Source organism: Pseudomonas argentinensis (genome assembly GCF_001839655.2).
Classification (GTDB): Bacteria; Pseudomonadota; Gammaproteobacteria; order Pseudomonadales; family Pseudomonadaceae; genus Aquipseudomonas; species Aquipseudomonas argentinensis_B.
Map to the genome: position 1 here is coordinate 1918422 of NZ_CP056087.1, position 14069 is coordinate 1932490.

The window sequence follows — 14069 nt, forward strand, 5'->3', positions numbered from 1 at the left end:
CGCGTCCCTTTTATCCCGCGGCTGTCGTGAGCTATAGCGGAAATATCCACGGCACCATCACCACGCTGACGATCATCACCAGGATGGTGAATGGCACGCCGATGCGTACGAAATCTGCAAACCGATACTGGCCTGGCCCTAGCACCAGGGTGTTCACCGGGGAGGAAATCGGCGTCATGAAGGCAGCCGAGGCGGCGAGGGCGACGATCATGGCGAACGGCAGTGGCGATACGCCCAATGCCTGGGCGGTGGCGATGGCTACCGGCGCCATCAGCACCGCCGTCGCGGTGTTGGAGATAAACAGACCGATCAGCGCGGTAACCGCGAACAGGCTGGCGAGAATCAGCCGCGGCCCGGCATTGCCCAGGGCGCCGACCAGGCCATTGACCGCCAGGTCGATGCCGCCGGTTTTCTGCAGGGCCAGGGCGAACGGCAGCATGCCGACGATCAGGATCAGGCTCGGCCAGTGGATCGACCGGTAGGCGCTGGGCATGTCGATGCAGCGAAAGGCACCCATCAGCAGGCAGCCGATCAGCGCGGCCATCACGTTGGGCACCAGGCCGCTGATCATCAGCCCGACCATCACCGCCAGGCTCAGCAACGCATAGGGCGCCTTGCGCGCGGCGGGCGCCACCTCATCGACCTCGGCGGGCAGGCTGAGTACCAGAAAGTCGCGGTTGAGGCTTTGCAGGTGATGGATCTGCTTCCAGCTGCCGGCCACCAGCAGGGTGTCGGCGTGGGTCAGCTTTTCATCTACCAACAGGCCTTCCAGCGCCTGGCCGTGGCGACGCAGGCCGACCACGTTGAGCTTGTAGCGGCTGCGCAGGCCCAGCTCCTGAATGCTCTTGCCCGGCAGGTGCGACTCCGGCGGCAGCGCCACCTCGGCCAAGCCCAGTTCGTGGGCGTGCACGCTGTAGTAGGAGTTGCGCAGCGGTAGCGGTTCCAGGCCCAGCTCCTGGTAGGTGCCGAGCAGCGCGATGGCCGGGCTGGCCAGGTCGACCAGCAGCACGTCGCCAGGCAGCAGCTGGGTGTTGCCTGTGGCCATCAGCAACAGGGTACGGAATTGCCGCTGGCGCTCCACGGCAATCACGTTGATGCCGTAGTGCGAGCGCAGCTGCAGCTCGTCCAGCGCCTGGTTGGCCAGGGGCGAATCGGCGCGTACCTGCAGGCGCCGTTCGCGTTCACCGAGGCGGTAGCTGTCAGCCAGGTCGGCGAGGGTCAGGCGTGGCGGCGCCGAGGTATCGCCATCGGCGTCACGTTGCAGCCAGCGCCGGGTGGCGAGCATATACAACACGCCGAGCACCAGCACGGCCAGGCCAATCGGCGTGAAGCTGAAGAAACTGAAACCGGGCAGGCCGGCACGCAGCAGCTCGCTGTGCACCACCATGTTCGGCGGCGTGGCCACCAGGGTGAGCATGCCGCTGATCAAGCCAGCGAAGGCCAGGGGCATCATCAGCCGGCCTGGAGCGATCTTCAGGCGCGCCGCCACACCGAGTACCACGGGGATGAAGATCGCCACCACGCCGGTCGAGCTCATCACCGAGCCGAGTCCGGCCACGGCCACCATCAGCAATACCAGCAGGCGGGTTTCGCTGCTGCCAGCCTTGGCCACCAGCCAGTCGCCAAGGCGGTAGGCGATGCCGGTGCGCACCAGCGCCTCGCCGATCACGAACAGCGCGGCGATCAGGATCACGCTGGGGTCGGCAAAGCCGGCCAGGGTTTCCTGGACGGTCAGCACGCCGGTCAGCGGCAGGGCGACGAGGATCATCAGCGCGACCACGTCCATACGCGGCTTGTTGAGGACGAACAGCACAACGGCCGTGAACAGCAGGCCGAGCACCATCAGCAGGTCGATATTCATTCAGGCTCCTTGCCGAGCAAATTTCAGAGCCTGCTTTCAACGCCGCAGTATCGACGCGCAGCAGACTTTGGACAGGTTCTCAGGGATAGCCGAGCACTGCTTTGACCTGCTGCAGATTGGCGGCAATCCAGCGCTTGTCGATGGCGCCCCAGTCGCGGATCACGTAACGGCCGGCGTTGTTGCGCTCGCCATCCTGCTGCTGGAACTGGCAGTCGATATCCAGCTCCTCCAGGGCACTCAGGGTGTCCTGGGCGGTGCGCCGGGGCATGCCGGTGGCGGCCATCAGGGCGGGCACGCTATCGGCGGTGCCACTGTCGATCAGCCAGGCGACGTAGAGGCGGCGGTAGAAACTGGTCTTGGTCTTGCTCACATCCATTTGCATCGTCCGATCAGGTGAGGAGTCGCGAGCATACTGCCTGATGCACCACGGCATGCCCATAAACGAAAACGGCCCGCCGGGTTTTCACCGCGGCGGGCCGTTTCCTTATCACTGCGCGGAGCTACAGGCTGTTAGAGGCTGGCGATCTTGCCGCGCTGCTCCACCAGATTGGCCAGGGCCTGTTCGGCCTCGGCCAGTTTGGCGCGTTCCTTCTCAAGCACCTCGGCCGGGGCCTTGGCGACGAAGCCTTCGTTGGCCAGCTTGCCGCCGACCCGCTTGGCTTCGCCTTCCAGGCGCTGGATTTCCTTGTCCAGGCGCGCCAGTTCGGCTTCCTTGTCGATCAGCCCGGCCATCGGCACCAGTACCTGCATGTCGCCGACCAGGGCAGTAGCGGACATTGGCGCTTCTTCGCCGGCAGCCAGCACCGTCACCGACTCGAACTTGGCCAGCTTGTTGAGCAGCGGGGCATTGTCGTTGAGGCGGCGCAGGTCGGAGGCCGAGGCGTTGGCGAGGATCACGTCGATGCGTTTGGCCATGGAGATTTTCATCTCGCCACGGATCTGCCGCACGCCGAGCATCAGCTGCTTGACCCATTCGATATCGCCTTCGGCCGCGGCGTCGAGGCGGGCCTCGTTGGCCACCGGCCACGGCTGCAGCATCAGGGTGTCGCCGCTGACGCCGGCCTGGCCCTTGATGCGCTGCCAGATTTCTTCGGTGATGAACGGCATGAACGGGTGGGCCAGACGCAGGATCACTTCCAGCACACGCGCCAGGGTACGGCGGGTGCCGCGCTGGCGCTCAAGCGGTGCGTTCTCGTCCCACAGCACGGGTTTGACCAGCTCCAGGTACCAGGCGCAGTACTCGTCCCAGACGAACTCGTACAGCGCTTGAGTCGCCAGGTCGAAGCGGAAGGCGTCGAGGTGGCGGGTCACGTCCTGCTCGCAGCGCTGCAGGGCGGAGATGATCCAGCGGTCGACCGGCGACAGGTCCACGGCCTCGCCAGTGATGCCGGTGTCCTGGCCATCGGTGTTCTCGATGACGAAGTTGGCGGCGTTCCACAGCTTGTTGCAGAAGTTGCGATAGCCCTCGACGCGGCCCATGTCGAACTTCACGTCGCGGCCGGTGGTGGCCAGCGAGCAGAAGGTGAAGCGCAGGGCGTCGGTGCCGTAGCTGGCGATGCCTTCCGGGAACTCGGCCTTGGTCTGCTTGGCGATCTTCTCGGCGAGCTTGGGCTGCATCATGCCGCTGGTGCGTTTGGCCAGCAGGGTTTCCAGGTCGATGCCGTCGACGATATCCAGCGGATCGAGGACGTTACCCTTGGACTTGGACATCTTCTGGCCCTGGCCGTCGCGCACCAGGCCGTGCACGTACACGGTCTTGAACGGAATCTGTTTGGTCAGGTGGGTCGAGAGCATGATCATCCGGGCAACCCAGAAGAAGATGATGTCGAAACCGGTGACCAGCACGTCGGTCGGGTGATGGGTCTTCAGGAAGTCGGTCTGCTCGGGCCAGCCGAGGGTGGAGAAGGTCCACAGGCCGGAGCTGAACCAGGTGTCCAGCACGTCGTCGTCCTGGCGCAGGGCGATGTTGCCCAGGTCGTGCTTGGCGCGCACCTCGGCTTCGTCGCGGCCGACATAGACGTTGCCCGCCTGGTCGTACCACGCCGGAATACGGTGACCCCACCACAGCTGACGACTGATGCACCAGTCCTGGATATCGCGCATCCAGCTGAAGTACATGTTTTCGTACTGCTTGGGCACGAACTGGATCTCGCCGTTCTCGACCACTTCGATGGCCTTCTCGGCCAGCGGCTTGGTGGACACGTACCACTGATCGGTCAGCCAGGGTTCGATGATGGTGCCGGAGCGGTCGCCCTTCGGCACTTTCAGGGCGTGGTCGTCGATGCTTTGCAGCAGGCCGCGGGCATCGAAAGCTGCGACGATCTGCTTGCGCGCCTCGAAGCGATCCAGGCCGGCGTATTCGGCGGGCAGGCTGGCATCGAGCAGGGCGTTGACGCTGCCGTCGATGTTGAAGATCTGCGCGCCGGGCAGCACCTTGGCATCCTGGTCGAAAATGTTGATCAGCGGCAGGTTATGGCGCTTGCCGACCTCATAGTCATTGAAGTCGTGGGCCGGGGTGATCTTCACGCAGCCGGTGCCGAATTCCGGGTCGCAATAATCGTCGGCGATGATCGGGATGCGGCGGCCCACCAGCGGCAGCTCGACGTACTGGCCGATCAGCGCCTTGTAGCGCTCGTCTTGCGGGTTCACGGCGACGGCGGCATCACCGAGCATGGTTTCCGGGCGCGTGGTGGCGACGATCAGGTAGTCGTCTCCCTCTGCGGTCTTCTGGCCGTCGGCCAGCGGGTAGCGCAGGTTCCACAGGTGGCCTTTCTCGTCGTGGCTTTCCACTTCCAGGTCGGAAATGGCGGTGTGGAACTTGGTGTCCCAGTTGACCAGACGCTTGCCGCGGTAGATCAGGCCGTCCTCGTGCAGGCGTACGAATGCTTCCTTGACCGCCTCGGACAGGCCGTCGTCCATGGTGAAGCGCTCGCGCGACCAGTCCACCGACGAGCCCAGGCGACGGATCTGCCGGGTGATGGTGCCACCGGACTCGGCTTTCCACTCCCAGACTTTCTCAAGGAATTTCTCGCGGCCCAGATCATGGCGATCGATACCCTGGGCGCCCAGCTGACGTTCCACCACCATCTGCGTGGCGATACCGGCGTGATCGGTGCCCGGCTGCCACAGGGTGTTGCGACCCTGCATGCGGCGGAAGCGGATCAGCGCGTCCATGATCGCGTTATTGAAACCGTGGCCCATGTGCAGGCTGCCGGTCACGTTCGGCGGCGGGATCATGATGGTGTAGGGTTCACCGGAACCCTGCGGAGCGAAGTAGCCCTTCGCCTCCCAGTTTTCGTACAGGGCGGTTTCGATGGCGTGGGGCTGGTAGGTCTTGTCCATGCGCGGCGGGACCCTTCTGGCGTCTGATCGGAAAAGCCGAGCAGTATAACCAACCGCCGTGCAGTTTTCCTCCGCTGTCGCGGCTATCGGTCGCGCTGAAAAAGGCCGTCAGGGCGGGGAGAGATCAGCGGCGCGGCGGGAGCAGGCGATTGAGGCGCGCCTGCAGGCGGCGCTTGAGCTCGGCTTCGATCTGCGGCACGAAATCGTCGATCACATCCTGCAGCAGCAGTTGCGCCGCGGCGCGCAGCTCGGTGTCCAGGCGGTTGATCTCGTTGTCGCGGCCGATGGCGCGCTGCACGGTCTGGCGCAACTCGTCTTCCGAGGCGATCCCGGTTGCGCTGCCGGGCGCGGCGGGTTGCGCGGCGATTACCGGCTCGGGGGCGCGAACCACCTCGGAGAGCAGGGGAATGTCGTCCGGTTCGAACCTGTCGGTGAGCAGCGGCGGGTCGAGGTCGTCGTCGAGCAGCTCGCGAATCGATTCGAGATCGCTCAGCAGGGCGCCGGGTTTGTGGGGCGGGTTCAGGTTGTCCATGGCAGGGGTCTACAGTTCGACACGTTTGGGATCATAGCCGCGTTGCCGGTAGCTGCGGAAATTCTCCCGGCAGGCGGCCAGCAGGTCGGGTTCCTGGTTGACGATCTCGATCACCCGGCTGAACCGGTCGATATGCGGGCTGAGGGCGCTGCTGAGGTTGATCAGCACCGCTTGCTGCGCCGCCGGTTCCTCGTCCAGACCGATCACCACGGACGCGTGGGGATCGTCCTGATGCAGGCCGTGGGGAATGAAGCTCTCCTGGCGGACACGCCAGAGCAGCTCGTCGAGTTCGTGGCATTGCGCGTTGTCGCGACCGCGCAGAAACACCGGCAGACCGGCTCGCCAGGCTTTGCCGGCGAGCTGGCAGGCAGCGCGCAGGCGTTCGGCTGGAGTGGCCGACGACAGTACGTAGAATTCGATTCGGGGCATGGCGGCAAGTGTCGGGCTTCAAGCGGCAAGCTTCAAGCGAAAAGCGCAGTGGACGGTTTCGAGCAGGGCAGGAGTGACAGGCGAGGGTGGCCGGGAGTGGCCACCCTCAGCAGCGCTGGTGGTCAGGCCGTCACGCGGTCGAGCAGGTACTGGGTGAGCAGCGGCACCGGGCGGCCGGTGGCGCCCTTGTCCTTGCCGCCGCTGACCCAGGCGGTGCCGGCGATGTCCAGGTGCGCCCACTTGTAGGCCTTGGTGAAGCGCGACAGGAAGCAGCCGGCGGTGATGGTGCCGGCTTTCGGCCCACCGATGTTGGCGATGTCGGCGAACGGGCTGTCCAGCTGCTCCTGGTATTCGTCGTACAGCGGCAGTTGCCAGGCGCGGTCATCGGCCTGGCGGCCGGCGGCGAGGATCTGGTTGACCAGCTCGTCGTCGTTGCCCATCAGGCCGGAGACGTTGCTGCCCAGGGCGACGATGCAGGCGCCGGTCAGGGTGGCGATATCGATCACCGATTGCGGCTTGAAGCGCTCGGCGTAGGTCAGGGTGTCGCACAGCACCAGGCGGCCTTCGGCGTCGGTGTTGAGGATTTCCACGGTCTGCCCGCTCATGGTGGTGACGATGTCGCCCGGGCGGGTCGCGCCGCCACTGGGCATGTTCTCGGCGCAGGCCAGCAGGCATACCAGGTTGATCGGCAGTTGCAGTTCGAGCACCGCGCGCAGGGTGCCGAACACACTGGCCGCACCACCCATGTCGTACTTCATTTCATCCATGCCGGCAGCCGGCTTGATGCTGATGCCGCCGGTATCGAAGGTGATGCCCTTGCCGACCAGGGCGTGGGGCTTGTCACCTTTCTTGCCGCCGTTGTACTGCATGACGATCATTCGCGGCGGCTGGTCGCTGCCTTGAGCCACGGCGAGGAAGGCGCCGGCACCCAGGGCCTGCAGCTTCTTCTCGTCGAGAATATCGACCTTGAGATTGTTGTGCGCCTTGGCCAGCTCCTTGGCCTGTTCGGCCAGGTAGCTGGGGTGGCAGATGTTCGGCGGCAGGTTGCCCAGGTCCTTGGTCAGTGCCATGCCGATGGCGATGGCGCGTGCCTCGCGGGTAGCGCGCTCGACGGCGGCGGTGTCGGCCTTGTCGGTGATCAGGATGATCTTCCTCAGGGCGCCGGGCGTGGCCTTCTGGCTCTTGAAACGATCGAACTGGTAGCTGGCGTCGGCCAGGCTTTCCACCAGCAGGCGGGCCTTGCCGTAGGCGTCGCGGCCCTTCACCTGGACATCCTGCAGGGCCAGCAGGGCATCGCTGCCACCGAGATTTTTCAGTACGCCATAAATGGCAGCGATCAATTTGCGCAGTTGGCGGTCAGACAGTTCGGCGTCCTTGCCGGTGCCGACCAGCAGTACGCGCTCGGCCTTGAGGTTCGCCACACCGTGAACCAGCAGGGTCTGGCCAGGCTTGCCCGCCAGGTCGCCACGCTTGAGCAGGGCGGCAATGGCGCCGCCGCTGGCAGCGTCCACGGCCTTGGCCGTGGTGCCGAGCTTGCCACCCTCGGCAACCGGGATGACCAGGGTGGCGGTTTTCAGTGTTTCCGGGCGAGCGCTTTTGACGATAAATTCCATGCGTGGTGTCCCCAAGACAACGAGTCGCGAATACAGGATAATGGACGACAATTTTTTCGGCCGGTTCGCTTGAAAGTGCGGGCCAGCATGCTGTTCGGCTAGTTTGAGCACAGCCGCCTGAGCCTGACAACCCTGGAGTGTCTGTTTGATCGTCTTCCGATATTTGTCCCGAGAGGTTCTGGTTACCCTGAGTGCGGTGAGCGCCGTACTGCTGGTAATCATCATGAGTGGCCGCTTCATCAAGTACCTGGCCCAGGCGGCCCAGGGGATACTCGACCCGAGCGTGCTGTTCCTGATCATGGGGTTTCGCCTGCCCGGTTTCCTGCAGCTGATTCTGCCTCTCGGCCTGTTCCTGGGCTTTTTGCTGGCGTACGGGCGGCTTTACCTGGACAGCGAGATGACCGTGCTGTCGGCCACCGGCATGAGCCAGCAGCGGCTGTTTCTCTACAGTTTGGCGCCCGCCACCGTGGTGGCGCTGCTGGTGGCCTGGCTGAGCCTGGGCCTGGCGCCCCAGGGCGTGACCCAGGTCGCCAGGATCTTCAATCAGCAGGATGCCCTGACCGAGTTCGATACCCTGGTGCCGGGGCGCTTTCAGTCGATGCGCGACGGCACCCGGGTCACCTACACCCGGGAGCTGTCGGACGACCGCACCGAGCTGGGCGGCATCTTTATCTCCGACAAGCGTGTGTCCCGCGAGGGCGACAAGGATCGCGGCATCAGCGTGCTGGTCGCCGAGCGTGGTCGCCAGGAAGTGCAGCCCGACGGCAGCCGCTACCTGATCCTGGAAAACGGCTACCGCTATGACGGCAATCCGGGGCAGGCCGATTACCGGGTGATCCAGTACGACACCTACGGCGTGCTGCTGCCCAAGCCGTCGGTAGCGGCGGACATCAGCGAACGCGAGGCGATTCCCACCTCGCAATTGATCGGCAGTGACGAGCCGCGCCTGCAGTCCGAACTGCAGTGGCGTATCTCCATCCCGTTGCTGGTCTTTATCGTCACCCTGATGGCCGTACCGCTGTCACGGGTCAACCCACGTCAGGGCCGCTTTCTCAAGCTGCTGCCGGCGATTCTCCTGTACATGACCTACCTCGGCCTGCTGGTGGCGGCCCGCAGTGCGCTGGACAAGGGGCGTATCCCGCCTTATGTCGGGCTGTGGGGCGTGCACCTGTTGTTCCTGCTGGTTGGCCTGGCGCTGCTCTACTGGGAGCCGCTGCGTCTGAAGTTGGTAAGCCGTCGGGAGAATGCTCGTGGTTAAGCTGGATCGTTACATCGGCGTGCAGGTGCTGTTCGCCATTCTGGCTGTGCTCGGCATCATCGTCGGCCTGGCCCTGCTGTTCGCGCTGATCGATGAGCTGGGCGACATCGAAGGCAACTATGGCATCGGCGATGCGCTTTGGTACGTACTGCTGACCGCGCCGCGGCGCATCTACGACATGCTGCCGATGGCGGCGCTGGTGGGTTGCCTGATCGGCCTGGGTACGCTGGCCAGCAACAGCGAGCTGACCATCATGCGCGCGGCCGGCGTGTCCATCGGGCGTATCGTCTGGGGCGTGATGAAGCCCATGCTGGCGCTGATGCTGGTGGGCATTCTGATCGGCGAGTACCTGGCGCCCTGGACCGAAAACCAGGCCCAGGCCAGCCGTGCCATGGCCCAGGGTGGTGGCGAAGCGCAGACCGCAAAGCGCGGCATGTGGCACCGTCAGGGACAGGAGTTCGTGCACATCAATGCCGTGCAGCCCGGTGGCGTGCTGTTCGGGGTGACCCGCTATCGCTTCGATGACGAGCGCCGCCTGGAGTCGTCCAGCTTCGCCCGCCGCGCCACCTACGAAGGCAGCTATTGGGAGCTGGAGGATGTGGCGACCACGCTGTTCCATGATCGCCGCACCGAAGTCGTCAAGGCACCGACCGAACGCTGGGATATCGAGCTCAGCCCGCAGTTGCTCGGCACCGTGGTGCTGGAGCCCGAGGCGCTGTCGATCACCGGCTTGTGGAGCTACATCCATTACCTGAAAGAGCAGGGCCTGAACAACGGCAATTACTGGCTGGCGTTCTGGACCAAGGTGCTGCAGCCGCTGGTCACCGCCGCGCTGGTATTGATGGCCATCTCCTTCATCTTCGGCCCGCTGCGTTCGGTCACCCTCGGCCAGCGGGTATTCACCGGTGTGCTGGTGGGCTTCGTGTTCCGTATCGCCCAGGATCTGCTCGGCCCATCGAGCCTGGTGTTCGGCTTCTCGCCTCTGGTGGCGGTGCTGCTTCCAGCGAGCATCTGCGCCATCGCCGGCCTCTGGCTGCTGCGCCGGGCTGGCTGATCCCACTGTGCCCTCTCCCATCAGTGGAGAGGGCGCAGTTTCGCGGTAATTCGAATCTCTGCCGACCCTTGTTATTTGCGGTGCGCGTGCTTGGGCAGGCGCACGATCACAGTATTGGAATACAGGTCATGCCAGCTGCGCTTGCGCTTGTCGACCAGCATCCACAGAAAACCCAGCCCCAGCGTCAGCCATGACAGGATGGCGATCAGAAAGCGCAGCAGCGCCTGCCACAGGCTGATCGCCGTGCCATCGGCGTTCTGCACGCGAATGCCCCACACCTGCATGCCCAAGGTCTGGCCGCCGTGGGTCCAGAACTTGGCGAAGAAGCCGAACAGGCTCAGCAGCAACAGGCTGGAGAGCAGTGGGTCATGGTCCAGGGCGCCCGCATCCGCCCATTGCCGCAGCTGCGCTTCGCCGTAGATGGCCATCTGGATCAGTTTGTAGATGAAGCCCACGACGATCAGCAGCGCGATGCACAGGAAGCCGTCGTACAAGATGGCTGCCAGGCGCCGGCCAGGGCCGGCCGGGGGAAAGTCGCCTTGCGGGCGTAGTGCGGATCTTGGCATATCGGGTTCGCATGCATAAGGGCGGTTAAAGCACGGATACTAAGTTGCAGGTATAAAAAAACCCCTGACGTGAGTCAGGGGTTTTTTCAAACAGCGGCTTATTCCTGGATTTGAACCTGGTCAGCCTGCATGCCTTTTTGACCTTGTACAGCAACGAAGCTAACTTTCTGGCCTTCTTTCAGGCTCTTGAAGCCGTTACCTTCGATAGCGCGGAAATGTACGAACAGATCCGGACCGCTTTCTGGAGTGATAAAACCAAAACCTTTCTCGTCGTTAAACCACTTGACGGTACCGTTCTGACGATTCGACATGTCTCTTATCCTTGGAACTAGAGTTGATGACAGCCTCCATGTGTAGAGGACTGAAGACTGGTTGCAAGGAGTGATGGAAGTCGAACGGGATGTAGCGGATCTAGGGCGATCTACTGCATCAGGTCACGATTCTCGGCGACCCATGCAAACACAGTGGCTGAACTCTACGCTAACTTTTAGGCAAATGCCAACCCTTCGGACACGCATAAACCCACGTAATGATCGCGAGGCTTTGTCCGAATTGCAGATGGGTTTTTATAATGGCTCAAGCCTGTGCAGCGAGGCGATGCACGGCACTGTTTCAGTGCGAACTGTCACAAGTTGGCAACAGTAGAAGGATATATGGTGCCCCGGGGGAGACTCGAACTCCCACTTCTTTCGAAAACGGATTTTGAATCCGCCGCGTCTACCGGTTCCGCCACCGGGGCACAATGGCGGCGCAGTATAGGGAGCAAGATGCCGTTGGTCAATGCGCTTGCGTGGTCAGCGTAGGCGAATTCCGGTAAGCTGCTCTGCCCTGCAGTACGACACCTTTTCGATCATGCGCGTTGCCGACTTTCATTTCGATCTGCCTGACGGGCAGATCGCCCGTCACCCCCTTGCCGAGCGCCGTGCCAGCCGATTGCTGATTCTCGATGGCGCCAGCGGTGCACTCGCCCATCGGCAGTTCGCCGACCTGCTGGAATACCTGCGCCCCGGCGACCTGATGGTGTTCAACAACACCCGGGTGATCCCGGCGCGGCTGTTCGGGCAGAAGGCCACCGGCGGCAAGCTGGAGATTCTGATCGAGCGGGTGCTCGACGAGCACCGCGTGCTGGCGCACGTGCGTTCGAGCAAGTCGCCCAAGCCGGGTTCGCTGCTCGATATCGATGGTGGCGCCCAGGCGCAGATGCTGGCGCGTCACGATGCGTTGTTCGAGCTGCGTTTCGAGGAGGCGGTGCTGCCGCTGCTCGAGCGCGTCGGGCACATGCCGTTGCCTCCTTATATAGACAGACCCGACGAGGACGCCGACCGCGAGCGTTACCAGACCGTCTATGCACAGAAGGCCGGCGCCGTGGCAGCGCCCACGGCGGGCCTGCATTTCGATGACGAGCTCCTGGCCGCGTTGCGCGAAAAGGGTGTCGAAAGCGCCTTCGTCACCCTGCATGTTGGCGCCGGGACCTTCCAGCCGGTACGTGTCGAGCACATCGAAGATCACCACATGCACAGCGAGTGGCTCGAAGTCGGCCAGGACGTGGTCGATGCCGTGCAGGCATGTCGCGCCCGCGGCGGCCGCGTCGTGGCGGTGGGGACCACCAGCGTCCGTTCCCTGGAAAGCGCCGCCCGTGATGGCGAGCTCAAGCCCTTCAGCGGCGACACCGACATCTTCATCTACCCGGGCCGGCCCTTCCATGTGGTCGATGCCCTGGTCACCAACTTCCACCTGCCGGAGTCGACCCTGCTGATGCTGGTGTCGGCATTCGCCGGCTATCCCGAAACCATGGCGGCCTATGCCCAGGCCGTGGCCGAGGGCTATCGCTTCTTCAGTTACGGTGATGCCATGTTCATCACCCGCAATCCCGCACCGCGCGGGCCCGAGGTTTCAATATGACGCGCAGCTGCCGCATGTCCTTCGAACTGCTCGCCACCGATGGCAAGGCCCGTCGCGGCCGCCTGACCTTCCCGCGTGGCGTGGTGGAAACCCCGGCATTCATGCCGGTGGGCACCTACGGCACGGTCAAGGGCATGTTGCCGCGCGACATCGAGGCGATCGGCGCGCAGATCATTCTGGGCAACACCTTCCACCTGTGGCTGCGTCCGGGTACCGAGGTCATCAAGCGCCACGGCGACTTGCACGACTTCATGCAGTGGCAGGGGCCGATCCTCACCGACTCCGGCGGTTTCCAGGTGTTCAGCCTGGGGGCGATGCGCAAGATCAAGGAGGAGGGCGTGACCTTCGCCTCGCCGGTCGACGGCGCCAAGGTGTTCATGGGGCCGGAAGAATCCATGCAGGTGCAGCGCGACCTGGGCTCGGACATTGTGATGATCTTCGACGAATGCACGCCATACCCCGCTGAGTTCGACGTGGCCAAGACCTCCATGGAGCTGTCGCTGCGCTGGGCCAAGCGTTCCAAGGTCGCCCATGGCGACAGCAGCGCCGCGCTGTTCGGCATCGTCCAGGGTGGCATGCACGAGTCGCTGCGCATGCGCTCGCTGGAGGGCTTGAACGAGCTGGAGTTCGACGGCCTGGCCATCGGCGGCCTGTCGGTGGGCGAGCCGAAGGAAGAGATGATCAAGGTGCTCGACTACCTGCCCGGGCAGATGCCGAGCGACAAGCCGCGTTACCTGATGGGCGTCGGCAAGCCCGAAGATCTGGTCGAGGGCGTGCGCCGTGGCGTGGATATGTTCGACTGCGTGATGCCGACCCGCAATGCGCGCAACGGCCATCTGTTCGTCGATACCGGGGTGTTGAAAATCCGCAATGCCTTCCACCGTCACGATGACTCGCCGCTGGATCCGACCTGCGACTGTTACACCTGCAAACACTTCTCGCGCGCCTATCTGCATCATTTGGACAAGTGCGGCGAAATGCTCGGCAGCATGTTGAATACAATCCACAACTTGCGCCATTACCAGCGCCTCATGGCTGGTTTGCGCGAGGCAATTCAACAGGGTACATTGGCCGCCTTTGTCGATGCCTTCTATGCCCGACGCGGCCTGCCAACGCCGCCGCTGGACTGATTTCCGATGGTCAAAAGATCTTTCAACAGGAGTATCAAATGAGCTTTTTTATTCCCGCTGCCTACGCTGATGCCGCTGGCCCTGCTGCCGGCCCGGCTGGTACCGGTTTCGAGTGGATCTTCCTGATCGGCTTCCTGGTCATCTTCTACCTGATGATCTGGCGTCCCCAGGCCAAGCGCGCCAAGGAGCACAAGAACCTGCTCGGCAACCTGCAGAAGGGTGACGAAGTGGTAACCAGCGGCGGCATCGCCGGCAAGGTTTCCAAGGTCAGCGATGACTTCGTGGTCATCGAAGTGTCCGACACCGTCGAGCTGAAGATCCAGAAAGCAGCCGTTGCGGCAACCCTGCCCAAAGGTACGCTGAAAGCCATCTGATCACGGTT

The 14069-nt window shown here is 63.7% G+C and carries 13 protein-coding genes and 1 tRNA gene; 5 read left to right on the forward strand and 9 right to left on the reverse strand.

Translation table 11 applies throughout. From position 1 onward, the window contains the following. Window positions 1–31 precede the first annotated feature (31 nt). From SA190iCDA_RS08470 to SA190iCDA_RS08495, 6 genes are all read right to left on the reverse strand, one after another. On the reverse strand, window positions 32–1861 hold the full coding sequence (locus SA190iCDA_RS08470; protein ID WP_070887901.1) for an SLC13 family permease: 1830 nt from the start codon (window positions 1859–1861) through the stop codon (window positions 32–34). 79 nt (window positions 1862–1940) lie between these two features. Further along, window positions 1941–2237: a winged helix-turn-helix domain-containing protein gene (locus tag SA190iCDA_RS08475; RefSeq protein ID WP_070887973.1), complete on the reverse strand. Its 297-nt coding sequence runs from the start codon at window positions 2235–2237 to the stop codon at window positions 1941–1943. A 134-nt stretch (window positions 2238–2371) separates the two neighbouring features. Then, window positions 2372–5203, reverse strand: coding sequence for a valine--tRNA ligase (locus SA190iCDA_RS08480; protein ID WP_070887900.1), 2832 nt, complete (start codon window positions 5201–5203; stop codon window positions 2372–2374). A gap of 124 nt (window positions 5204–5327) precedes the next feature. After that, window positions 5328–5735: a DNA polymerase III subunit chi gene (locus SA190iCDA_RS08485; RefSeq protein WP_070887899.1), complete on the reverse strand. Its 408-nt coding sequence runs from the start codon at window positions 5733–5735 to the stop codon at window positions 5328–5330. Window positions 5736–5744: 9 nt separating this feature from the next. Then, window positions 5745–6164 carry a DNA polymerase III subunit chi gene (locus SA190iCDA_RS08490; protein WP_070887898.1) on the reverse strand — a complete coding sequence of 140 codons (420 nt, stop codon included), beginning with the start codon at window positions 6162–6164 and terminating at the stop codon, window positions 5745–5747. 122 nt (window positions 6165–6286) lie between these two features. After that, window positions 6287–7777, reverse strand: coding sequence for a leucyl aminopeptidase (locus SA190iCDA_RS08495; protein ID WP_070887897.1), 1491 nt, complete (start codon window positions 7775–7777; stop codon window positions 6287–6289). 145 nt (window positions 7778–7922) lie between these two features. Here SA190iCDA_RS08495 and lptF point away from each other — a divergent pair, with 145 nt between their 5' ends. Together lptF and lptG are read left to right on the forward strand one after the other, a co-directional pair. Continuing rightward, window positions 7923–9035 carry an LPS export ABC transporter permease LptF gene (lptF, locus tag SA190iCDA_RS08500; protein ID WP_070887896.1) on the forward strand — a complete coding sequence of 371 codons (1113 nt, stop codon included), beginning with the start codon at window positions 7923–7925 and terminating at the stop codon, window positions 9033–9035. Continuing rightward, window positions 9028–10089: an LPS export ABC transporter permease LptG gene (lptG, locus tag SA190iCDA_RS08505; protein WP_070887972.1), complete on the forward strand. Its 1062-nt coding sequence runs from the start codon at window positions 9028–9030 to the stop codon at window positions 10087–10089. The genes lptF and lptG overlap by 8 nt, the downstream gene beginning before the upstream one ends. Before the next feature lie 71 nt (window positions 10090–10160). Here lptG and SA190iCDA_RS08510 read toward each other — a convergent pair whose 3' ends face one another. The 3 genes from SA190iCDA_RS08510 to SA190iCDA_RS08520 all read right to left on the reverse strand — a co-directional run bounded on the left by SA190iCDA_RS08510 (window position 10161) and on the right by SA190iCDA_RS08520 (window position 11394). Further along, a complete protein-coding gene (locus SA190iCDA_RS08510; RefSeq protein WP_070887895.1) occupies window positions 10161–10655 on the reverse strand; it encodes an RDD family protein in 495 nt (164 codons plus the stop codon). A 98-nt stretch (window positions 10656–10753) separates the two neighbouring features. After that, window positions 10754–10966, reverse strand: a complete 213-nt coding sequence (locus tag SA190iCDA_RS08515) for a cold-shock protein (protein ID WP_003284681.1) — start codon at window positions 10964–10966, stop codon at window positions 10754–10756. 343 nt (window positions 10967–11309) lie between these two features. Next, window positions 11310–11394 (reverse strand) — tRNA-Leu (locus tag SA190iCDA_RS08520). A gap of 113 nt (window positions 11395–11507) precedes the next feature. Here SA190iCDA_RS08520 and queA point away from each other — a divergent pair. From queA to yajC, 3 genes are read left to right on the forward strand one after another with little or no spacing between them, the layout of a single operon-like run. Further along, entirely contained in the window at window positions 11508–12557 is a 1050-nt protein-coding gene (queA, locus tag SA190iCDA_RS08525; RefSeq protein WP_070887971.1) for a tRNA preQ1(34) S-adenosylmethionine ribosyltransferase-isomerase QueA, read from the forward strand. A 14-nt stretch (window positions 12558–12571) separates the two neighbouring features. Further along, window positions 12572–13687, forward strand: a complete 1116-nt coding sequence (gene tgt, locus SA190iCDA_RS08530; protein ID WP_170834000.1) for a tRNA guanosine(34) transglycosylase Tgt — start codon at window positions 12572–12574, stop codon at window positions 13685–13687. 38 nt (window positions 13688–13725) lie between these two features. Then, window positions 13726–14061 carry a preprotein translocase subunit YajC gene (gene yajC, locus SA190iCDA_RS08535; RefSeq protein WP_070887893.1) on the forward strand — a complete coding sequence of 112 codons (336 nt, stop codon included), beginning with the start codon at window positions 13726–13728 and terminating at the stop codon, window positions 14059–14061. Window positions 14062–14069 lie beyond the last annotated feature (8 nt).